Annotated in this window: 17 protein-coding genes; 6 read left to right on the top strand and 11 right to left on the bottom strand. The window is 37.5% G+C overall.

Going from position 1 to position 22,020, the window contains the following annotated elements; genetic code table 11:
- Nucleotides 1–119: 119 nt before the first annotated feature.
- Nucleotides 120–2,198 (top strand): polyamine aminopropyltransferase, encoded by a 2,079-nt coding sequence (locus tag E2I05_RS08300; protein WP_121851696.1) that lies wholly within the window; start codon nt 120–122, stop codon nt 2,196–2,198.
- A gap of 404 nt (nt 2,199–2,602) precedes the next feature.
- Nucleotides 2,603–4,363, top strand: a complete 1,761-nt coding sequence (locus E2I05_RS08295) for a M61 family metallopeptidase (RefSeq protein ID WP_121851697.1) — start codon at nt 2,603–2,605, stop codon at nt 4,361–4,363.
- Nucleotides 4,364–4,863: 500 nt separating this feature from the next.
- On the opposite strand, the gene E2I05_RS08290 is transcribed toward E2I05_RS08295, so the two are convergent.
- Complete coding sequence (locus tag E2I05_RS08290) at nt 4,864–6,222, bottom strand: M20 metallopeptidase family protein (protein ID WP_243641002.1); 1,359 nt, start codon at nt 6,220–6,222, stop codon at nt 4,864–4,866.
- A 402-nt stretch (nt 6,223–6,624) separates the two neighbouring features.
- On the opposite strand from E2I05_RS08290, the gene E2I05_RS08285 reads away from it, so the two are divergent.
- Complete coding sequence (locus tag E2I05_RS08285; protein ID WP_121851698.1) at nt 6,625–8,229, top strand: M4 family metallopeptidase; 1,605 nt, start codon at nt 6,625–6,627, stop codon at nt 8,227–8,229.
- A 49-nt stretch (nt 8,230–8,278) separates the two neighbouring features.
- Here E2I05_RS08285 and htpX read toward each other — a convergent pair whose 3' ends face one another.
- Together htpX and E2I05_RS08275 are read right to left on the bottom strand one after the other, a co-directional pair.
- Nucleotides 8,279–9,142 (bottom strand): protease HtpX, encoded by an 864-nt coding sequence (gene htpX, locus E2I05_RS08280; protein WP_121851699.1) that lies wholly within the window; start codon nt 9,140–9,142, stop codon nt 8,279–8,281.
- Nucleotides 9,143–10,122: 980 nt separating this feature from the next.
- Nucleotides 10,123–11,442 (bottom strand): oligosaccharide flippase family protein, encoded by a 1,320-nt coding sequence (locus E2I05_RS08275; protein ID WP_121851700.1) that lies wholly within the window; start codon nt 11,440–11,442, stop codon nt 10,123–10,125.
- Between the two features lie 186 nt (nt 11,443–11,628).
- Here E2I05_RS08275 and pepE point away from each other — a divergent pair, with 186 nt between their 5' ends.
- A complete protein-coding gene (gene pepE / locus E2I05_RS08270) occupies nt 11,629–12,339 on the top strand; it encodes a dipeptidase PepE (protein ID WP_121851701.1) in 711 nt (236 codons plus the stop codon).
- Here pepE and bioD read toward each other — a convergent pair.
- From bioD to bioB, 4 genes are all read right to left on the bottom strand, one after another.
- Nucleotides 12,336–13,034: a dethiobiotin synthase gene (gene bioD, locus E2I05_RS08265; RefSeq protein WP_121851702.1), complete on the bottom strand. Its 699-nt coding sequence runs from the start codon at nt 13,032–13,034 to the stop codon at nt 12,336–12,338. The genes pepE and bioD overlap by 4 nt on opposite strands.
- Nucleotides 13,035–13,036: 2 nt before the next feature.
- Nucleotides 13,037–13,714, bottom strand: coding sequence for a methyltransferase domain-containing protein (locus tag E2I05_RS08260; RefSeq protein ID WP_170179622.1), 678 nt, complete (start codon nt 13,712–13,714; stop codon nt 13,037–13,039).
- A gap of 91 nt (nt 13,715–13,805) precedes the next feature.
- Entirely contained in the window at nt 13,806–15,005 is a 1,200-nt protein-coding gene (locus E2I05_RS08255) for an aminotransferase class I/II-fold pyridoxal phosphate-dependent enzyme (protein WP_243641004.1), read from the bottom strand.
- 20 nt (nt 15,006–15,025) lie between these two features.
- Nucleotides 15,026–16,078, bottom strand: a complete 1,053-nt coding sequence (bioB, locus tag E2I05_RS08250; protein ID WP_121851704.1) for a biotin synthase BioB — start codon at nt 16,076–16,078, stop codon at nt 15,026–15,028.
- 99 nt (nt 16,079–16,177) lie between these two features.
- Between bioB and bioA the strand changes: the two genes are divergently transcribed.
- On the top strand, nt 16,178–17,539 hold the full coding sequence (bioA, locus tag E2I05_RS08245; protein WP_121851705.1) for an adenosylmethionine--8-amino-7-oxononanoate transaminase: 1,362 nt from the start codon (nt 16,178–16,180) through the stop codon (nt 17,537–17,539).
- Between the two features lie 6 nt (nt 17,540–17,545).
- On the opposite strand, the gene E2I05_RS08240 is transcribed toward bioA, so the two are convergent.
- A complete protein-coding gene (locus E2I05_RS08240; protein ID WP_121851706.1) occupies nt 17,546–18,295 on the bottom strand; it encodes an NAD-dependent deacylase in 750 nt (249 codons plus the stop codon).
- A 247-nt stretch (nt 18,296–18,542) separates the two neighbouring features.
- On the opposite strand from E2I05_RS08240, the gene fur reads away from it, so the two are divergent.
- Complete coding sequence (gene fur / locus E2I05_RS08235; protein WP_121851747.1) at nt 18,543–18,974, top strand: ferric iron uptake transcriptional regulator; 432 nt, start codon at nt 18,543–18,545, stop codon at nt 18,972–18,974.
- Nucleotides 18,975–19,035: 61 nt separating this feature from the next.
- On the opposite strand, the gene E2I05_RS08230 is transcribed toward fur, so the two are convergent.
- The 3 genes from E2I05_RS08230 to sohB form a co-directional block, all read right to left on the bottom strand.
- Nucleotides 19,036–19,533 carry a GNAT family N-acetyltransferase gene (locus tag E2I05_RS08230; RefSeq protein WP_121851707.1) on the bottom strand — a complete coding sequence of 166 codons (498 nt, stop codon included), beginning with the start codon at nt 19,531–19,533 and terminating at the stop codon, nt 19,036–19,038.
- 34 nt (nt 19,534–19,567) lie between these two features.
- Nucleotides 19,568–20,476, bottom strand: a complete 909-nt coding sequence (locus E2I05_RS08225; RefSeq protein WP_121851708.1) for an AEC family transporter — start codon at nt 20,474–20,476, stop codon at nt 19,568–19,570.
- A 466-nt stretch (nt 20,477–20,942) separates the two neighbouring features.
- Nucleotides 20,943–21,962 (bottom strand): protease SohB, encoded by a 1,020-nt coding sequence (sohB, locus tag E2I05_RS08220; RefSeq protein WP_121851709.1) that lies wholly within the window; start codon nt 21,960–21,962, stop codon nt 20,943–20,945.
- Between the last annotated feature and the right edge of the window lie 58 nt (nt 21,963–22,020).

Below are 22,020 nucleotides of genomic sequence, written 5' to 3'. Positions count from 1 at the left end.
TTTCTTTACTGCTGGATTTATCTACAGCTGAATTACCCCTCCATTTTTGTAACAATCTTGTTAACTACAAAAGTGTATGGCATTGTAATTACAAAAATTATAATTAAAACGGAAGTTTAATGACGTTGCCAAGACTTTTACTTATCCAAGCCTTTTTTAGTGCTCTATTACTTTTTCAGATACAACCTATAATCTCAAAAATAGTGTTACCTTGGTTTGGAGGTGGAGCTGGAGTTTGGACGACTTGTTTATTTTTCTTTCAGTTTGTCCTTTTTTTAGGTTACCTATATTCATACGGTATTTCTAAACTTAAAAATATTCATACTCAATATTTCACACATTGCGTATTGCTTGTCGTGAGTACGTTAGTCTTAATCGCAGATATAAATTCGCTTCAATACATCACATCTCATTATCCTCATAGCATTGGAGTCATAATATTATTAGCCTCTAGTATCGGAGTTCCATTTTTCTGCTTATCAGCAAGCACACCTCTATTGCAAATTTGGTCAAGTAAAAATGATAGTAAGCAATATACATTCTATTTCTATGCTGTTTCAAACGCAGGTTCCTTGCTCGGGCTAATCATCTACCCCTTCTTAATAGAACCCTTTATTCCACTTGATATACAAAAACTTATTTGGAAATATGCCTTCCTCGTTTTCAGTATAACCTTTGTGTTCATGATATATAAACTGGTTAAGTTAGCCCCTGAAACTGCTATTAAGTCAACTCATAATAGAACTAAAGAAAGTGATTTTATTTCACTTAAAACAAAATCTATATGGTTTCTGTTATCATTAGTTGGAGTTGTTTTATTAGTATCCATCACGCAAGCTATTTCTCAAAATCTTCCGCCGATACCATTTATTTGGATTACCCCATTGGTTGTGTATTTGTGCAGTTTTATCTTCGTTTTCAATAAAGATAAGATGTATCAAAAATGGTTTTGGCTTGGGCTTTACATCCCTTTATCACTGATATTTATTTTTATTTTTTTCATTGCTGGGCAGCTTGATATCGTTTCTCAATTAGTTTGTTATCTAATGTTATTACTCTGTGGGTGCGTCATATGTCATGGCGAATTACATACTTTAAGACCAAAACACAGTGATACAACTCTTTTTTATCTTGTGATGTCCGCTGGTGGAGTTACAGGAACATTTTTAATCACATTTGTGGCTGAGCATATTTTCGATAATTTTTTTGAGCTACCGATTGCCGTTGTCAGCGTTCTAGTTTTATTTGTAGTTTGCGATTTTATAAGCACAAGTAACAGTAACAAAAATAAAAGGTTTGGTATAAAAAGCTTGGCCTCCAAGATACTTCCTATATCCGTATTTGCGATATTTTGGCTTCTAGCTTTCTTAGAAATTAACAAAGATTATGAACAATACAATGTGGCTCAGCATAGAAACTTTTACGGCATATTAGCTGTCAAAGAAATCAGAGAAAATGGTGTTAATGAAAAAAGATTATCCGATGGCAATACTTCTCATGGTAGCCAGTCATTGACTAAAGGAAATGAACTCACACCTCTTAATTATTATTCGAAAGATACAGGGGTTGGTCATCTTTTTGAATTTCTGAATGAACCCAAAAGCCTAAAAATAGGCATTATCGGGCTTGGTGCTGGTGGATTATCAGTATATGGTCGTGAAATCGACACCATAAAATTTTACGAACTCAATCCTGCAGTTTTAACTTTTGCTCAAACTCATTTTTCATTCCTTAAAAAATCTGAATCAGAGATAAACGTCGAAATTGGCGATGCTCGCATAAATTTACAAAAAGAATACCTGTCACAAGGAAGTGCCAATTATGATGTTTTTGTTTTAGATGCATTTTCTGGCGATCAAATCCCTACTCACTTGTTGACTTTTGAAGCATTTGAACTCTATAACAAACATGTTTCATTGGAAAATGGAGTAATTGCAGTACATATTTCGAATCGATATTTAAATCTCGCTTCGGTAATTGAACAGCATGCTTCAAAGCTAGGAATGATGACTATCCATACCGTTAATCAAAATAATGGAATTGAATTTGGAGCCGAATGGGTGATACTAACAAGAGATAACAGTTTATCTGAATATTTTAAAAATCATCCGAATTTGATTTCTAATAGTGAAATACTCAGTGGGCAGCCTAGGTGGACAGATAACTATTCAAGTGTCCTTTCAGTTTTAAAGCTTTAGCGCATAAAAAGGTTTGTAAACATAAAATAAAAACCTGATGTGTGAATTTTATAACTCATTGAAATTGCTTACATCGCCATTCCTGCGAAGGCAGGAATCCAGCGTCTTTTTCTTTTTTAGAGCAAAAGGCACTAGATTCCCGCTTACAACATGCGGGAACGACGGACGTTTGAAAAGTTCAGTGGCGCAGTTAGACTGCCAACATTCCCTCAAATCTCATTGCATCTCTACCAAACTCAAGATTGAGATAAGCACTAAATCGAGTGAAATATAATTGTTAAAATCTCATAATAAATGAAGTAAATAAAAATTTAAAGCCATCGCTAACATTCATAAAGCCTACGACAAACTCATCCAATTACCGATATAATGATATTAATTTTGAACAACTGAGATGTTCCTCCATGATCCACTATCGGGTTTTCCCATCAAATCCTAATGCTCACCTATTAAGTGTTGAGATAATCATCGATGACCCAAATTTAGATCAACAACTATGGTTGCCAAGTTGGTTGCCTGGAAGCTACATGGTCAGAGACTTTGCACGTAACATAATCGATATAAAAGCAACGGATCAGTATTTATCGCCTATCATTTTGAATCAATTAGATAAGCAAACTTGGCAAGCTCTTGGTGAAGTAAATCAACTCATCGTGACATACCAAGTTTACGCTTGGGATTTATCGGTTCGCAGTGCCCATCTAGATAGTACACATGGTTTTTTTAATGGCAGTAGTGTTTTTCTTGCTGTTAAAGGGATGGAATCAACGCCACATCAAGTGACGATTAATAAGCCTAAAACCAAACAATTCAACGATTGGAAACTAGCCACAAGTATGACTCGTCAATCTGGTGAACATTTTGAATTTGGTTCATTTGTTGCTGAGAATTATGACGAACTGATCGATCATCCCGTTGAAATGGGCAATTTTACCAGTGCAACTTTCGAAGCAAACGGTATACCCCATGACATTGTTTTGACCGGAAAGCACAACACAGATCTCAAAAGACTAAAAGCTGATTTAAAAGCAATTTGTGAATATCAATTAGACTTATTTGGCGCACCCGCCCCTTTTGAACGTTATTTGTTTTTAACTACGGTTTTAGGCAATGGATTTGGTGGACTTGAACATAGAGCTTCTACAGCATTAATGTGTTCCCGTACTGATTTACCTTTTAATGGCATGACGAAAATGAATAAAGGTTACCGCACTTATTTATCACTATGTAGCCATGAATATTTTCACAACTGGAATATCAAACGTATTAAACCCATTGAATTTTCGCCCTATCAATTAGAACAAGAAAGCTATACAAAGCAGCTTTGGGCATACGAAGGTATTACCTCTTATTACGATGACATGATTACCTACCGAGCAGGCACTGTCGATGTACAAGAATATTTAAACATGCTCAGTGAAACATTCACTCGCGTTTATCGTGGTAAGGGACGTTTCATTCAATCTCTTAAGTCGTCTAGCTTCAATGCTTGGACTAAATTCTACAAACAGGATGAAAATGCCGCCAACGCTATTGTAAGTTATTACACTAAAGGAGCATTATTTGCTCTCTTTTTGGATTTAACCATTAGAAAAGAGACAAATAATCAAAAAAGCTTAGATGATGTAATGCGTTTGCTGTGGCAAAATTTTGGTTTAAAAAAACAGGGAACTCAGGAAAATAGTCACCAAGAGATTATTGAACAACTACTCGGGCGAAATTGTGATGATATTTTTGCCTATTTAGATGTAACCGATGACATCCCTCTTACGCCTCTGCTAAATGATGTGGGTATAGAATTACGAATGCGAAGCAATAATGGAGTAAAAGATATCGGTGGTGGTGATGTTCAAGGTTTCAATATTGATTTTGGCGCTAAATTTAAACCTGAGCCATTTGGGCTAAAGATTCTTTCGGTCATTAATGACAGTGCTGCACAAAAAGCTGGGTTGAGTGCTGACGATCTCTTGATATCGGCCAATAACTTACAAGTTTCATCTGATTTAGAGCAACAAATACAACATGCTTCAATTAGTGAAAAAATACAACTGCATTGGTTTAGGCGTGATGAATTGATGACAGGTTTTCTTCAAATCGAAGCTGCACCATTAGATACCGTTTCAATTTTAATCAGTGACAAATCTAAAGCAAAAACTTGGCTTTAATTTTAAAGCTAAATAAATTGATTAGGAGCGTTCAAATACGCAGAAAAAATTACTGATAGCAAGGCATGAATAGCAGTAAGCAGTGGTTACCGACATACAAAACTGTCGTTACTTCGTTTCTACTTGCAAAATTTATAACGCAGTTAGCGGTGGTTTTGGCAAGTATATGAATGTTCAGCACTCACCTGATGGGTGAATTAGGGTTGTTTAGTTTTGTATTTAACTTCAATAAATTAAAGTTAAATTGACATTGCGCACACGGAATAGTATGTGGTTAAGGTTGAATAAGAAATCACCTTTTATCTATGTTTTACTTAAAATTAACCGATATGAACATTTTCATAACGAAAAATGAGTAACCATTCATTAATTTTGGGTTTTTAATAGATGTGCTCAATGTCAGGTTAATAAATTGTGCGTTCAACCGATTTTTTTAGGTTGAATCGCCAAAAAGGTTCAATGGCATGGTTTCATTCATAAAAAATGAAACCATGTTATTTTCATTGATTAAACAAATCCAACACACTCGTTGTCATTGCTGTTACACCTGTTTTAATTGCTAATGGGTAATCAGGAGCAAACTCGCTCGAATGCAAGGTTGGCAGTGCCTTTCCCGTTTTCTTACTTTGCTTATACTGTTTAGGTTCAACGCCTCCTAGCCAAAACATGGTGATAGGTTTTTTATCAACAGTAAGCCCATAACGAGCAAAATCTTCACCGACCATAGACGGTACTGCTTTAATTACATTCTGACTACCCAATACATTAACTAAGCTTTGCTTAACTTTGTGGGTTTGATTTGGATCGTTGAACAGAGCTGGTGCGGTTTCATCATTATAAACAATGACTTCTGGTAACAATGGTCTTTTTAACCCTGCACTTGACGCAATGCCTGATGCTATTCGTTTAATGGCATCAAGTTGTTTTTGTCTCACTTCAGGTTTATATGAACGAACCGTAAGTTTCAAGATAACTTCATCACCGATAACGTTTCTTTTAGAACCACCTTGTATCGCACCAACAGTAATAACACTGGACTCTATAGGTGAAATTTCGCGACTGGTGATCGTCTGTAATGCTAAGACAATTCGTGAAGCCAGCACAATCGGATCAATGGTTTTATTTGGATACGCTCCGTGTCCGCCAATACCTTTTACTTTTATATCTACAGAATCGACATTTGCCATTGTGTAACCTGTTGCTATACCCACAGTACCAGCGGCTAGATTGGCATGAGTATGGAGTGCAATAATGTGGTCGGGAATAGGATAGTTTTTAAACAATCCGTCTTTTAGTAATGCCTTTGCTCCACCACCTACTTCTTCAGCAGGCTGGGCCACCATCATTAAAGTACCTTTCCACTCTTTTCTATTTTGAGCAAGAAAAGTAGCGGTGCCAATAAAACTCGTCATGTGTAAGTCGTGTCCACAAGCATGCATGACACCAACCAAATTATTATCGGCATCGTGTGTTTTTACTTTTGAGGCGTAGCGCTTTCCTGTCTGTTCAACCACTGGTAATGCATCAGTATCAGTTCGAATCATGATAGTTGGACCATCGCCATTATTCAGCTGCCCAACTACACCATAACCACCTATGTTTTTAGTCACCTCAAAACCGAGTTGTTTGAGTTTTTTAGCTAACAATTCACCCGTTGCTTTTTCTTGATATGAAAGTTCAGGGTGTTGATGCAGATGTAGGTACAAGCTTTCTAAATCTGGTAATTGCTGTTCAACACTTGATAAAATATTTAGGTATTTTTGATCTAAGTGATCGTTAGCATAACCAATACTAGGTAAAATCAAGACATAACAAGCCAACATGAGTTTGAAAATATTTACTCTTAATTTTAGCAACACAGTGTCACCTCTCTTTATTCAGTATCTAATCAACAAACTAAGCAAACACAGCCAAAGTAAAGTACTGGTGACCAATTCTAATCCAGTTTAAGTCAGCTCTGGTTAATTTACTTCTTTTAATAACTTAGGCATGGTCATGGTATATGTCCATGCAATATTAGCATTTTGCACCATATAAATAGGTAGCATTCAACGTTCATCAATAACAACGAATGTATTACTGAGGAATGTAAATTAACCTATTTCACGGAGTAAGCTGTCAAAGAGTCAACTTCTTTGACTTTTATTGAAACACTTAGGGTCAATTTGGATGTTGCTAAAATTTAATTTCAAATTGACTTAATCGAAACGTCACTACAGCTCAAATCGACGTTAGTATTAATACGATTAAGGATTTCGATTATGCCAATTGCTCAAAATAAACTATTTCTTACTACTGCTATTTGTCTATCTGTGTTCACACATAACGCCTTTTCTGCAAATATTTTTGTGGTGGATCAAGGCGCAATGTTATCTACCAATAATCAAAACTTAACCCAAGATCTAAGTCTTGATTACGGAACCAGTTACCAACCAAGCAAAGAAATTAAGCTTCCTAACTCAACAACAAAAGTAAAATTACAGCAATATTTTCATGACGTTCCCGTTTTCGGTATGTCTTTAGTTGTTTCTAAAAATAAAGCTGGAAAATATAGTGAAGCAAAAGGCTTAGCGGCAAATAATTTCAACAATAACTCACAGCTTACAACACCATCTATTTCCAAAGAAGAAGCTATAAGTATTGCGATGAATGCACAAACTAACAGTGCGTATAGTGTTGGAGTCAAAAAGGAAGTTGATGATCCACAAGTGAAACTATGGGTATATTTTGACTCAAACAATAAAGAGCATCTTGTCTATATTATCAATTATTTGCAGATTAAAGATCAAAAAATTACACGGCCTTTCTCTATCGTTGATGCCCATAACAAAGTAGTTCTTAAACAATGGAACGGACTCACAACACAAAAAATGGGAACAGGGCCTGGAGGGAATTTAAAAACCGGTCGTTATGAATATGGTACTGATAAACCATTTCTAGACATTAAAAAAATTGGTGATAAGTGCTATATGGAGTCTAAGCACGTTAAAACAGTGAACATGGCAGGGAGATTCACTAAACCAAAACCTGACGATGAAGCTTATAATTTTCCGTGCGTTAATAAATATCGAAATACATATAAAGAAACTAATGGCGCATTTTCTCCTGTTAATGATGCCCATTACTTCGGAGATGTGATTTTTGGAATGTACGGCTACTGGTTAAATCTCCAACCACTTCCTTTTCAGCTTGTAATGAACGTTCACTACAATATGTATCCTGGACCAGAGAATGCGTGGTGGGATGGCAAGACCATGAACTTTGGAGATGGTGGCGATGATTTATTTTATCCTTTTGTAGGGTTAGATGTAGCCGCGCATGAAATTAGTCATGGTTTTACTGAAATGAATTCAAATTTAGAGTATTCAGGTGAATCAGGTGGAATGAATGAAGCATTTTCTGATATGGCTGGAGAAGCAGCTAAATATTATTCTCAAGGCTACAATGATTGGCTTTTAGGTATAGATATAACTAAATCTTATGGTCCACTCCGTTACATGAAAAACCCTAGACTAGATGGGTGCTCGGTTTCAAATTACGAAGACTACGTTAATTTTGATAGTAGTGAAAAGCCTCAATGCTCTAGCTGGAATGATTTTGGTAAACTTAATGTACATTACATTTCAGGAATATATAACCGAGCTTTTTACAACTTAGCGACAACGGAAGGGTGGGATACGCCAAAAGCATTTGTTACTTTTGCAATTGCAAATATTCTCTATTGGCAACCCAATAGCACAATGAAGTCAGGAGCTTGCGGTGTTATCAATGCGGCTCGTGATATGCATTATAACTCTGAAGCGGTAATTAGTGCGTTCTCTAATGTAGGACTAGCTTGCAATTCAGACGAGAGTAGTAAGAGTTGATTTTATAAAAAGGGGCATAAGCCCCTTTTTTATCATTCATAAAAGCTTACTATTGAGACTTCAAAGCATCAATTCGCTTTTCAAGCGGCGGATGACTCATAAAAATTTCAGCCATTGAGCGTTTTCCATTAATACCAAATGCTGACATCTGTGCAGGCATTGCTGTACTTTCAGGGCCTTTACGTAATCGTTCCAACGCTGCAATCATTTTACTTGAACCCGCTAACTTTGCTGCACCAGCATCTGCTTTATATTCACGAATACGAGAAAAATAAGCCACAATTGTTGACGCTAAGATCCCAAGCAGCATATCTAGAACAAACACGACTGCCATATAGGCAAAAAATCCCATTCCTTCACCTTCCTCATCGTTACTCGAAACAAAGGAGTCAATAGCTTGCGCAATGGCTCTTGCAGCAAAAATAACAAAGGTATTTACAACCCCTTGAATTAACGTCAAAGTTACCATGTCACCATTAGCAACATGACTGACTTCGTGAGCTAATACGCCTTCGACTTCATCTTGTGTCATTCCGTAGAGTAGCCCAGAACTTACAGCAACCAATGAGTTGTCCTTACTTGGCCCTGTTGCAAAAGCATTTAACTCTGGCGAGTGATAAATAGCAACTTCAGGCATTTTAATTCCTGCTTGTTTTGCTTGTTTTGCTACGGTATCTACCAGCCAACGTTCATTATCATCTCTTGGGGTTGTAATGACTTCACACCCCATCGTTTTTTTAGCCATCCATTTAGATATTGCTAGACTTACGAATGCACCACCAAAACCAAATATGGCCGCAAATATCAATAAACCACCCATAGTTTTAGTATTCACACCCAGAATGGACATAACAATCGAAGCAACAAGCAAGATCGCCATATTCGTCACAATTAATAAAAATATTCTCTTCATCACACACTCCAACAAAAAACAATTGTGTCATAATCACATTATGAAGACATAATATGTCCAAGAAATAAAATATCAAGAGCTGTTTAACAAAAGTTGATAACTAAATTTGAGTGAGGAAGGCTGATTTCTCTCTAACTAACTGCTAAATAAAGAATTAAATCATCAAAAAGATTATTGTGCTTTTGGTTTAGTAATATCAATTTTCAAGTTGTTACAAATGAAACAAACAATGAATCATCCCGCCCCTGAGGGGCGAGGTATCGTTTAACCTAAATAAATCGGTTGAACGCACAATTTAGCTTTAATTTATTGAAGTTAAATACAAAATTAAACAACCCTAATTCACCCATCAGGTGAGTGCTGAACATTCATATACTTGCCAAAACCACCACTAGCTGCGTTATAAATTTTGCAAGTAGTTATTCTACTTGCAAAGGTTACAACCGACATTCCGCACCTTGAAAATTGCATTTTAAACACTGATACATCAAAAGGTTAAAGGATAAAAATTAAAATCAATAAGTTACGATTTATTTGCTTTATAATTTAAATTCAACAAGTTGACTTCACCATTTTTAACCGTGTGCGATACTACTGGTATGGCCAATTCAGTAATTTATTGTTTTCTTAACTATATTCAGGTTCGGAAAGTGGGTTACAACGCAGATAGCAGTCATTTTAGCAAGCTTGTGAGCGTAGAGCACTTCACTCATTGAGTGAAAGCCATGATGATAAAGTCATCTTATTGCTCAAACAGTTACTCATATACTCAGCGTTCAACTGATGCTTTAGATTTAACGTTATAGTCACTCTAGCGAAGGCAAGGAACGAAGTAACGACAGCTTTGTTGTCGGTAGTCTAGCGTCTTTTTCTTGTTTAGAGAAAGTCGCTGGATACCAGCCTACGCAGGTATGACAAATTGTGTTAATCCGCCCCAAGGGTCGAGAAATCAAACCAAAAGTGATTAAAAGACAAACTAATTATTCAGCTTTAGCCATTCGTGACTGTCCTGACCAAGGAAATATGCCTAATTTAAATTTCATAATGATTATTGCTCCAACGGCCGAAATACTCATAGCTAAACTTGTTGCTATCGCTGCCCCTTCAATATTTAAAATAGGGATCAGCAACCAATTTAAAAATATATTTGAAACGACACTAATAATGAGTAAGACCATAATTGATTTTTCAGCACCGCCATATTGTAGCCAAATAATGGGTACTGACATCAATGCCGTAATGGCGTATCCAATAGTTAGTGCTTTTAGTGCATTGAATGCTAAATCAACATCATGCCCAAAAAAATCAAGAATTTGATGACCAAATAAAATTAGCAATAGGCTTAACGGTAGAACAAGCAAAAAACTCAACACCATACTTTTTCGATTTAATGCGCGTATAGTGCCCTGCCCTTTATTTAATGCCTCTACAACCTGCGGTGAAAACAAGGCGATAAGCCCAAGCTGTATCACAATGATCACAAATGTTGTTACTGTTGCCGCAGCAAAGTGGCCAACGGCAATTTCACCAGCCATGAATTCGATCATGTAAATATCGACTTGGCGCATAAACATTTGTAGCGCAGCAACAACCATAATTGGAAAAGATATCTTTAACCACTGGGACCGATTACCTACTCGCACTATATTTTTCAGTGGCATTAAAGAAAGCCTATATATACATACTAAACTGAAAAATATAAGAGAAAGAACGACTGCACCAACAAGCCCTACGGCCATAAAACTACTAATTTGTCCAAATATTAAGCTAGCAATAAAACAAAATAAAAATGCGAGTGTAGAATAACCCAATCCCCAAGGAATAAAAGCCAGATCGAGCCGATTCGCAGCGTGCAGCACTCCGCACAACAAACCTGAAATTCCAGCTAGAGGAATCACTATAGCAGCCAAAAGTAGTGGATGATAACCATTACCGCTAAACGTTGATATATGCAGGTAATGTCCAATAACAATTAAAACTAACAGAACAATCGAAACTATAGTTGAAACTATAATGTAAAAACGAACGTACCCCCATACCCCTTCTTTATTCGGGTTTTTAATGTGTGGAAGCAGTAATCTTGGAGCAGCACTCGCGCCTCCCATCATAGTGATAATGCTACCTAAATAGATAAAAGCTTCTGCAACCTTAAAGTTACCATAATCGTTTGATCCCATATGGCGAGCTAGAAATATATTAAAAGCAAAATCAATAAAATAACCACTGACAAAAATCATCATAATTGTTGTGGTACTGGTGAAACCACTTTTTTTAATAGATGAGTCTTGAGCACTTGCCATAAGTCCATTTCCAAAGTTTTAATATTGATTAATATGAGGTTAGATCAGGGCTAATATATTTGCCATATAGATCCTCATTACTACTTGAAACTTATTCACAAAATACGCGAACTCACTCGAGCATCTTCAACATCAGGAAGTGCTTTGTTACACTCTTAGCAACACAAAAGACTCTTGGATAAAAGAATGACAACAAACGCCCTATTGCTGAGTAGTTCGCGTGCAGGAAATACTCCTTACTTAAAGCATGCTTTATCTCTTATAAAATCGATGACCAAAAACGCAAAAAAATGGGTTTTCATCCCTTATGCAGGCGTAAGTTTCAGTTACGATAAGTATTTAGATATTGTTGCAACGGCACTAACCGAACTTAATATTGAAATCTCAAGTATTCATCAGCATGACGACCCCAAAAAAGCCCTAGAAGAAGCTGAAGGTATTATGGTTGGCGGTGGAAATACCTTTCATTTATTGCATGAATTATATCGTTATAATTTAATTGATTTAATAAAAAATAAGGTCAGCAGTGGCATTCCTTATGTAGGCTGGAGTGCGGGATCAAATATAACCGGATTAAGCATTCGCACGACCAATGACATGCCGATTATTGAACCGCCTTCTTTTGCCGCATTGAATATTTTGCCATTTCAGGTCAATCCTCATTACACCAATTATCAGGCACCCGGCCATAATGGTGAAACACGTGCACAACGCTTACTTGAGTTCACCAAAGTAGATCCTAGAACCCCTGTTGTTGGCATCGTCGAAGGTACCGCTTTATTACGTCAAGGAGATAAGCTAACTCTTATCGGTGATGAGGATGGCTATTTATTTTGTGGTGAACAGCAAGAAGTTGTCATTCCAGCAGGAAGCGATTTGTCTCATTTACTGAATTAGCAATTCAATAAATGAGACACATCAAGATAGTCGGCTGCATTATCCGCGGTCGGCTTATTTAAATAAGGAACAACACCCAAACATGGTGACTTCATCATCACATTTAAACTCGTTAAATTATCTTGTTGCGCTTGCATATTTTTATCAACACAGTTTGCGACCCATCCGACTATGTTAAGACCATCAGACAAGATTGCTTCTTGAGTAAGAACTCCATGATTTAAGCAGCCCAATTTTAAGCCTACGACTAAAATAACCGGCAAATCTAACTTTTGGATAACTTCTGAAAGGAATTCCTCGTTATTTAACGGTAATCGCCAGCCTCCAGCTCCCTCTAGAAGGTTAAAGTCACTTTCGGAAAAAACATCTGTGGAAAGGTGACCTAACACCCTCTCACTTGTTAGTTCAAAACCAATCTGCTTGGCGGCTACGTGAGGCGCTATAGCGGGTTCAAAACTAATGGGATTAACAATAGAATAGTCAATTTCTTGTGACGATGCAGCCATAAGGCTTAAAGCATCCGAGTTACGTAAGCCATTGCATGTTTGTTCGCAACCTGAAGCTATCGGTTTAAACCCTGCTGTTTTCATCGATTTATTATGGATCTTAGCCCAGCGGTTTACGGCCATTAATATCCCCGATGAAACTACTGTTTTACCGCTATCAGTATCAGTTCCCGTCACAAAGTAATTCATTCTTAACCTATTTTTTTAGCTCTTATTCGGACAATTTCATAAGTGAGTGGTAAGCCACGTTTCGTGGTTTGTTGCTTCGATAATTTAATCAGCTTGTCCCAATCTTTCCTACCTCTTATCTGCACTTGAGAATCAGAGTTCTGAAATTTCACTGATGCGCCAACACCTTTTATTGAATATAACAGCTCTTTTAAAGTAGAAAAATAAACCACTTTTTTTGATAATTCTACTTCGAGAACTTTCCAATTACTTGTTTCAAATGCTTGTTGGTACTCAGATAATTCACGAAATTGATTAACACTAAACCCAAGTGCTTTGAGTTCTGGCAAACTATTATTAGCGACAAGATTTAAGTGAATTTCACCGCCATGAGTAAGTACCCGCTGAGCTTCATCAATCGCACTCTTGTAATCTGAACACCACTGCAATGCTAGATTTGAAACAATGTAATCAATTGACTCTGATAAAAGTGGTAAAGATTGAGCATCCGCATTAATTGGACTGTAAGAAGGAAATTTTGATTTTAAAAAAGATAGCATTCCAAATGCGACATCGAGACACAAAACACTCGATGCTGGATTAACATGATACTGCGTTCCAGGTCCAGCACCTAAATCAACAATATTTCCTTGTAAATTTAGCCCCTCTATTAATTCTGAAGAACAAATGGTTTGTACCACATTATGAGAGCTATAAGTTTTTGCGGCTGCCGAAAAACCTTTACTTACTGGCGAATGTTCAGCGAACGATTGAGACTCACATGACCACTTTTCAGCGAGCATGACAATATTCCTCATTCATAAACAGCTTATCCAATGCGGTAATACACTGATCAATATCTTCTGTTGAGTGTTTTGCTGTTATTGTTATTCTTAGCCTATCAGTATTTTTCGGCACAGTAGGTGTTCGAATCGCCCCTACCCATAATCCATCAGATTTTAATTGGTTAGATGCTTCGACTGCTTTTTCAGGATCTCCAATTATAACACCTTGGATCGGCATTTCAGATTCTATTAAATCGATATTTCTCCGTTTTGCTTGTTGTTTAAAATAGGCAATATTACTCATTAATTGAGATTGTAATTCCGGATTATCCGCGATGTATTTGCAGGCTGAATAAGCCAAACAAGCATTAATGGGAGAAAGCGCCGTTGAATAAATATACTCTCTAGAATGGCTGACTAAATAATCAATGAGCTGTTTACTGCCCAATACAGCCGCACCTTGGCAACCCAAAGCTTTACCAAAGGTGATGATCTGTATATTGCATTTTGGTTGCACATTAGGCGCAACACATAAGTTAATCACTCCGAAGCCATGAGCATCATCAACAATGAGTTGGGTATGATATTTCTGGCAGAGCATTGATAGGTATTCTACGGGAGCGCAGTCACCATCCATGCTAAACACGCTTTCCGTAACCAATGCGGAAGTATTGTATTTTTTTAACAAGGTTTCAGCGTGTTCAACCTTATTATGAATAAAACGTTTTAATACTGCGCCAGAGTGGCTTATTCCATCAATGATTGAGGCATGAATTAACTTATCAGCAATAATGTGATCGGTCTTATCAAACAATGCCGTCATCAAGCCATGATTAGCACTAAAACCTGAATTGAATAACAAGGCCGCTTGGTGTCCAGTTTGCTGGCATAATAACTGCTCAAGCTTCATGTGTGCATCGCAATACCCAGAAACCAGTGGTGATGAGCCACTGCCTAAACCATATTTTAAGGTTGCTTTGTGAAGTTCATCGAGCAATGCAGGTTCTCTATTCAATCCTAAATAGTCATTACTACTAAAATTAATGTACCTCTTACCCTCAACGTCTATTTGTGTCGTGTGTTCAGGTATTGAGTTCACTATAACACGCCTACGCAACACACCTTTTTCAGCACTCAAGTCGATGGCAGCTTGCATTTTTTTCTCGAGGATATGATTAGCGTTCGTCATTCTATTAGTTTCGCTCATTGACACCATTAAAGGCAGCTTTATAGCGCTGCTGCATCATAAAATGCGCCATTTGACTTATCATGTTGAGCTAACGCTTTTTCTAGCAATTCAGTTTCTTGCTCTAATTTAGCTACTGGCCCTTGCTCAGGGTGTAGACCCAAGCGCTTAAACAAGGTTAAATCATCATTCTCTTCAGGATTAGGTGTCGTTAATAACTTACAACCATAAAAAATTGAATTTGCCCCAGCAAAGAAACACATAGCTTGCATTTCATCGCTCATACTCTCGCGCCCTGCTGATAATCGAACCCGAGATTTAGGCATAAGGATACGCGCCACAGCAATGGTTCGAACAAACTCTAATGGATCAAGATCATCTAAGTCGGCAAAAGGAGTGCCTGCAACCTTAACTAACATATTAATCGGTACTGAGTCTGGGTGTTGTTCAAGATTAGCAAGTTGCTGCAATAAACCAGCACGATCTTTAGCTTGTTCACCCATACCAACAATACCGCCGGAGCACACTTTCATGCCAGCAGAGCGAACATTATCCAAGGTATCTAAACGGTTTTGGTAAGTACGAGTCGTAATTACATCACCATAGTACTCAGGTGAGGTATCAAGGTTATGGTTATAATAATCTAGGCCTGCATCCGCTAATTGACTCGCTTTATCAGTATCAAGCATCCCTAACGTCATACAAGTTTCCATACCCATGGCTTTGACTTCTCTTACCATTTGAGTCAAATATGGCATATCTCGTTGTTTTGGGTCACGCCAAGCCGCCCCCATGCAAAAACGTGAAGCGCCTGCAGCTTTAGCGCTTTTAGCTTCTGTTAATACCGTTTCCATTGCCAATAAACGTTCTTTTTCAAGGCCTGTATCATAACGAGCGCTTTGAGGACAATACTTACAATCTTCAGGGCAAGCACCTGTTTTAATCGACAGCAAACGACTGATTTGAACTTCATTCGGATCAAAGGTTTCTCTATGAATACTGTGTGCTTTAAACAATAAGTCATTCATTGGAAGTGCAAACAAGGTTTCAATTTCTTCTCGTTTCCAATCAGTCCGACATTCAAGCTGCGACATAATTTATCTCTTTTATTTCATCGTTATGTTGGCTAGGATAGCCACAACTAAGCTGCTGTCAATGCCAGATAACACAACCGATTTACCAATGGTTAAAATATGAACAATGAAAATTCTGTAAATTCTGTAAATTCTGAAAACCAAGCATGGGATTTTGACTTTGATCGCCAGCACATCTGGCATCCATACACGTCGATGAATCAGGCCTTTCCGGTTATAGGAGTAGAATCCGCTGACGGTTGCGAGCTAACACTAAATGATGGAACAAAACTAATTGATGGCACCAGCTCTTGGTGGGCTTGCGTTCATGGTTATAACCATCCAAAAATCATTTCAGCCATGTCAAAGCAGTTGAATATGTTGCCCCACATTATGTTTGGCGGCATCACTCACACACCAGCCATTGAATTAACTAAAAAACTCATTGAGATGACTTGCAAACCACTCACAAAAGTATTTTTTAGTGATTCTGGTTCCATTGCTGTAGAAGTAGCCATAAAAATGGCTCTCCAATATTGGCAAGGCATCGGAAAAGCCAATAAGCAGAAATTAATTACGATAAAACGCGGTTATCATGGCGATTCGTTCGCGTCGATGAGCGTCTGTGATCCTGACAATGGTATGCATACTATGTTTGGCGATGCAGTCACTAAACAACACTTTGTTAAAGCGCCACAAGCTAAGTTTGGTGAGCCCGTTAACTCAGGTGATGTCGAAGCACTGAGACACAAATTTATCTCACATCACAACTCCATTGCGGCAATGATTTTAGAACCAATTAAGCAAGGTGCAGGAGGCATGTACTTTTATAGTGCTGAGTACTTAAAAGAAGTAAGAGCACTGTGTGACGAATTTAATGTCCTTCTCATTATTGATGAAATTGCAACAGGCTTTGGGCGTACAGGAAAACTATTTGCTTATGAACACGCAGATATTACACCAGACATTTTATGTTTAGGTAAAGCACTAACTGGCGGTTATATTAGCCTTGCTGCAACCTTATGTACGGATAAAGTTGCAAAAGGTATCAGTGACTCTCCAGCAGGTGTTTTCATGCATGGACCAACATTTATGGCAAACCCGCTTGCATGCTCTGCGGCTAATGCCAGCCTTGATTTAATCAACGAGGGGAAGTGGCAGTCACAAGTCATAAACTTAGAAAAACAAATGGTGGCTGAGTTAGAAGAAGCCAAATGTTATACCGCGGTAAAAGACGTTAGAGTACTTGGTAGTATTGGTGTCATTGAAATGGATCACTCACTCAATGCAGCCGAACTGCAACCTCACTTTACTGAGCTTGGAGTTTGGATAAGAGTATTTGGCAGTGTCATATATATTATGCCGCCGTATACAATTTCTCCAAAACAACTTACTCAACTGACTACTGCAATGAAAGTGGTTGCCAAAATGATCAGTGACACACCCGCTTCAACAAAAAAAGTATTTATCAGCCATGGCTAAAAAATTTTAAACCAATTCAACCTCTTTATGACTGAGAGGTTGTCCATTTAATATTTTATCAATGAGTTTAGGTAGCGTTTCCGTTGCACACCCTTTATATTGGGCATCAAAAGAACCCGTATAACATGGTTCAGTATTTACATCGATGGTCTTGGCACCAAAGGCTTTCGCCAATCGAACAAAGCCAGCAGCAGGGTAAACAACACCCGATGTACCCACAGATATGAATAAGTCGCACTCAGTTAACGCACGCTCAATCATGCCCATTCCAATAGGCATTTCACCAAACCAAACAATATGTGGTCTTAGACGCTGAGCTGGTTGGCAACAACTACACAATTGTTCAGAAGAGAAGTCCTTTTTCATCAAAAAGCTTAAATTGGATCTTGGACAGCGACCTTTGCGTATCTCTCCATGCATATGCAGGACTTGCTTACTCCCTGCTCGTTCATGAAGATCATCTACATTCTGGGTAATTACAAATAATCTACCTTGATGCGCTAGTTCAAGCTTAGCAAGGGCAACATGAGCAGCATTTGGACTAACAAGGGGATCATTCAATTGTGCGCGGCGTTGATTATAGAAGGTGTCAACTAACTCAGGATTGCTCGCATAACCTTCAGGTGTGGCAACATCTTCAATCAAATGCTGCTCCCAAAGGCCATCTTGAGATCTAAACGTTTCAATTCCTGAAGGAGCTGAAAGGCCTGCTCCCGTCAAAATGACAATATTTGCATTGCTGTAATCTTGTATCATTAACTGTATTTCCTTTTAACAAATCATGCTGCTAAATCCTTCTGCAACTTTCGGATTCTGACATATATCCTTAAATTTAGTAAGCCTATCTCGATGAATTTGTATGCAAACTACAATTAATGCTCGAATAATAACCAAAATTTTACCAACAAAACATGAGTAAAGGTTTATGTTTTCAATTATCTCTTTATAATGAATTTATAACCCTATGGACGAACCCAATGGTTCTGCAATCAAGAGATTAGCGATGACAGATGGAAATCAAGCACTGAAAAAAGCCGGCTTAAAAGTCACCTTACCACGCGTCAAGATCCTAGAATTGATGCAAGAGCCCGAAAACCAACACATCAGTGCAGAAGATTTATATAAGCGCTTATTGGAAATTGGTGAAGAAATTGGCCTTGCGACTGTGTACCGTGTATTAAACCAATTTGACGATGCGGGCATTGTTACTCGTCATCACTTTGAAAGTGGTAAAGCGGTATTTGAATTGTCATCTCAACATCACCATGACCATTTAGTATGCTTAACCTGTGACCGAGTGATTGAATTTAACGATGATGTCATTGAGCAGCGTCAGCTTGAAATCGCTGATAAACATAATATTAAGCTGACAAACCACAGTTTATATCTTTATGGTGTATGTACTAATGAAGATTGTGAGCATAATGACGAGTAAGTCGTTACTGTTTAATAAAAAACCAGCGTTTTAGCTGGTTTTTTATTGGACGAAGAAAAATTTATAAGTCTTTATGAAAAACGTTTATCGTTGCACCCATAAATTTATCTTCATTACGCCATTTCATACCTACTTTTTTAGCGATGTTTTCAGAGCCAACATTCCCTTCTAATATCATAGCAATAGCAGACTTAATCCCATGTTCAGGAAAAGAACTCAATGCCCCTTTTGCAGCCTCAAAACCAATTCCCTTCCCCCAATAATCTGGGAAATATCGATAACCTAACTCAACTTCATTTAACTCTTCTATGTATTTTGGGCCACAAAAGCCAATTACTTTATCATCGGTTTTATGGTGTACAGCCCAACGCCCAAATCCAAATTCTTCGTAATTGGGTAATATTACCGTTTTATAAAGTTTGGTCGCTTGTTCTCTTTTAATAAATGGCTCGGTGGGAATATAGGCTAAAATTTCAGGAATTCGATTCATTTCAAAAAGTGCATCAATATCATTTTCTGTGAATTTTCTTAAAATTAAACGTTCCGTTTCAACAATCATGTCCATGCCTTTTCTTTTATTGTTTTAATAGACATTACAATAACAAATACAACCAAAAGCTAAAACTAAATAAAGAAAGAATAGTTGATATAACCACTGTACTCCCAATAATCGCAGGCTCATCTTTAAGTTCAGAAGCAATCAAATAAGCATTAACGCCCAATGGCGAAGCGGCCAATAACACAAGTATGGCTATTTGCTCTAGAGAGTTTGGCCAGATGTAACTGGCCGAGCAATACACCAAAGCAGGAAGAAAAATAAGCTTGATCGCACTCAAATAAAACGCGGTTGTTAAGTTCTCACCTAATTTTAAAAAGAATAAATTGGCGCCTAAGACAAACAGAGCTCCTGCTGTAGCAGGTTTAGCAATTAATACTAAAGATTCAACGACAAATTCAGGTAAAGGGATACCACTTAAACTAACGATTATCCCCAAAGAGATACTAAGAACGACTGGATTAAATACGACTAAATTGGCAAATTCTTTTGCAGAAATCAATTTTCCTGTTTTGTTCGCACTCAAAATAAAAGTCAGTGAAAACAAAATTAAGCTGTGCAAAGGAATGATAATGAACACTCGGCTAATAAAGCTCTCACCTAACGCAGCACTAATAATAGGTAAACCAACTAAAACCGTATTTGAGTAGCTGGCACCCAATGCTAAAACGGAAGCCGAACGCTTACTGAATCGATTAAAAATAAAAAAACTGACACCAAACAACAGCACAATAGGAACATAAAAGCTCAACAAGCTATTTAAGTCAGCTACTTCTGATAAATCAGCTTTAGCCATATTGATGAATAACATTGCTGGAATGCAAAGATTGAAAATAAATCTGCTCAGACCGCTAATACCATCTCGGTTTATTATGCTAAACCGGCTTGAGAAATAGCCCAAAATAACGACAAAAATCAATGGGAAAATAATCGAGAAAATAGTCATGTGAAGTTCTTTAGGAAAGTTGCGGAAGAAAGTATACCGATAAGTTCTCGTCGCTCCAGCGTAGGCTGGAAACGAAGTAACGACAGTTTTGTATGGTCGGTAGTCTAGTGCATGTTTTTTCTATAAAACTCACTGGATACCTGTCTTATGTGGCATGACAAAGATTGGTACTTTCTAAATCGCTAGATCCTTCAGCAATTCGAATTCAAAATAGTTTGAGCCCACGTACAAAAAAGGCAAATACACGTATTTGCCATAACGTAAACGAACTTAGGGACGTGGCGGAAGAATGTATACCAATTTTATCGTCACTCCTGCGAACGCAGGAGTCCAGAGTCTTTGGTTAATTTGGGCACAAGTCGCTGGATACCTGCGTTCGCAGGTATGACAAATTAAGCGTTGAAATTTAAATTGGTATTATTTGAACTGCGACATCCCTTAAGCCAATTACAGTTGTATTAGTCGCTTATATACTGTGATTTTTTTCAGCTAATCGATTAAATAATGCGTTTATAGAAAGAGAAACACCATGAGCGAACTTATCAGACAGTTTCTTCTTAATTTGATATTGAACTTTATAAACGTCGCGTTGTTTAGCCAAATTCATAATGACATCATCACTGGTTAATATTTCATCAACCAAACCAAGATCAATAGCTTGTTGACCATACCAATGCTCACCAGTGGCTATTTTCTCTACCGAAAGTTCAGGGCGATACTTACCCACAAACTCTTTAAACAATACATGGGTTTCTTCTAATTCTTTCTGAAATTTAACCCTTCCTTCATCGGTGTTTTCACCAAATAAGGTCAATGTTCGTTTAAAGTCACCTGCAGTGTGCTGCTCATAATCAATATCATGCTTTTTCAGCAAGCGATTAAAGTTAGGAATTTGCGCTACAACACCGATAGAACCGATAATTGCAAAAGGCGCTGCATAAACTTTATTGGCGACACAAGCCATCATGTAACCGCCACTGGCCGCGACTTTATCAACACAAACGCTTAGATGGATTCCAGCTTGACGAACACGGTCGAGTTGACTTGATGCTAAGCCATAACCATGAACCATTCCGCCGCCACTCTCAACATTCACAATCACTTCGTCAGCTTTTGTTGCTACAGCTAAAATCGCAGTTATCTCCTCTCTTAAAGAAGAAACTTCATTCGCGTCAATGCTGCCTTTAAAGTTAACGACGAAAGTTTTAGGCTTTAATTCTTCATTTTTTGTCGTTTTGTCTTTGTTCTTCTTATCTGACTTTAATGATTTCTCATAAGCTTTGAACTGTTTTTTATCCATCAATTCATGTTTAAGTTCGTGAGTTAACGATTCTAATTGATCAGTTAGGTTAGTGATCTTCAACTCACCTTTACCATGCTTTTGTTTGGATGATGCTGAAATAACGATTGTTACTATTGCTAATATTACAATAACAAAAGTGATTGCTTTGGCTAAAAATAAGCCATATTCATATAAAAATTCCAAATGAAACTCCAGTTGACCGATCTTAAACGAGATTATTGCTTTTGCTATTCTAACAGTC

This window comes from Parashewanella spongiae (assembly GCF_004358345.1).
In the GTDB taxonomy this organism is placed as follows: domain Bacteria; phylum Pseudomonadota; class Gammaproteobacteria; order Enterobacterales; family Shewanellaceae; genus Parashewanella; species Parashewanella spongiae.
This window is presented reverse-complemented; position numbering and strand designations above follow the sequence as displayed.

Excerpts from the sequence above, each read along its gene's own strand:
- fur (WP_121851747.1), top strand. The coding sequence starts at position 18,543 with ATGACAGATGGAAATCAAGCACTGAAAAAAGCCGGCTTAAAAGTCACC.
- E2I05_RS08255 (WP_243641004.1), bottom strand. The coding sequence starts at position 15,005 with ATGAGCGAAACTAATAGAATGACGAACGCTAATCATATCCTCGAGAAA.
- E2I05_RS08275 (WP_121851700.1), bottom strand. The coding sequence starts at position 11,442 with ATGGCAAGTGCTCAAGACTCATCTATTAAAAAAAGTGGTTTCACCAGT.
- pepE (WP_121851701.1), top strand. The coding sequence starts at position 11,629 with ATGACAACAAACGCCCTATTGCTGAGTAGTTCGCGTGCAGGAAATACT.
- htpX (WP_121851699.1), bottom strand. The coding sequence starts at position 9,142 with ATGAAGAGAATATTTTTATTAATTGTGACGAATATGGCGATCTTGCTT.
- E2I05_RS08240 (WP_121851706.1), bottom strand. The coding sequence starts at position 18,295 with ATGATACAAGATTACAGCAATGCAAATATTGTCATTTTGACGGGAGCA.
- E2I05_RS08295 (WP_121851697.1), top strand. The coding sequence starts at position 2,603 with ATGATCCACTATCGGGTTTTCCCATCAAATCCTAATGCTCACCTATTA.
- E2I05_RS08230 (WP_121851707.1), bottom strand. The coding sequence starts at position 19,533 with ATGATTGTTGAAACGGAACGTTTAATTTTAAGAAAATTCACAGAAAAT.
- bioA (WP_121851705.1), top strand. The coding sequence starts at position 16,178 with ATGAACAATGAAAATTCTGTAAATTCTGTAAATTCTGAAAACCAAGCA.
- bioD (WP_121851702.1), bottom strand. The coding sequence starts at position 13,034 with ATGAATTACTTTGTGACGGGAACTGATACTGATAGCGGTAAAACAGTA.
- E2I05_RS08300 (WP_121851696.1), top strand. The coding sequence starts at position 120 with ATGACGTTGCCAAGACTTTTACTTATCCAAGCCTTTTTTAGTGCTCTA.
- E2I05_RS08225 (WP_121851708.1), bottom strand. The coding sequence starts at position 20,476 with ATGACTATTTTCTCGATTATTTTCCCATTGATTTTTGTCGTTATTTTG.
- E2I05_RS08285 (WP_121851698.1), top strand. The coding sequence starts at position 6,625 with ATGCCAATTGCTCAAAATAAACTATTTCTTACTACTGCTATTTGTCTA.
- bioB (WP_121851704.1), bottom strand. The coding sequence starts at position 16,078 with ATGTCGCAGCTTGAATGTCGGACTGATTGGAAACGAGAAGAAATTGAA.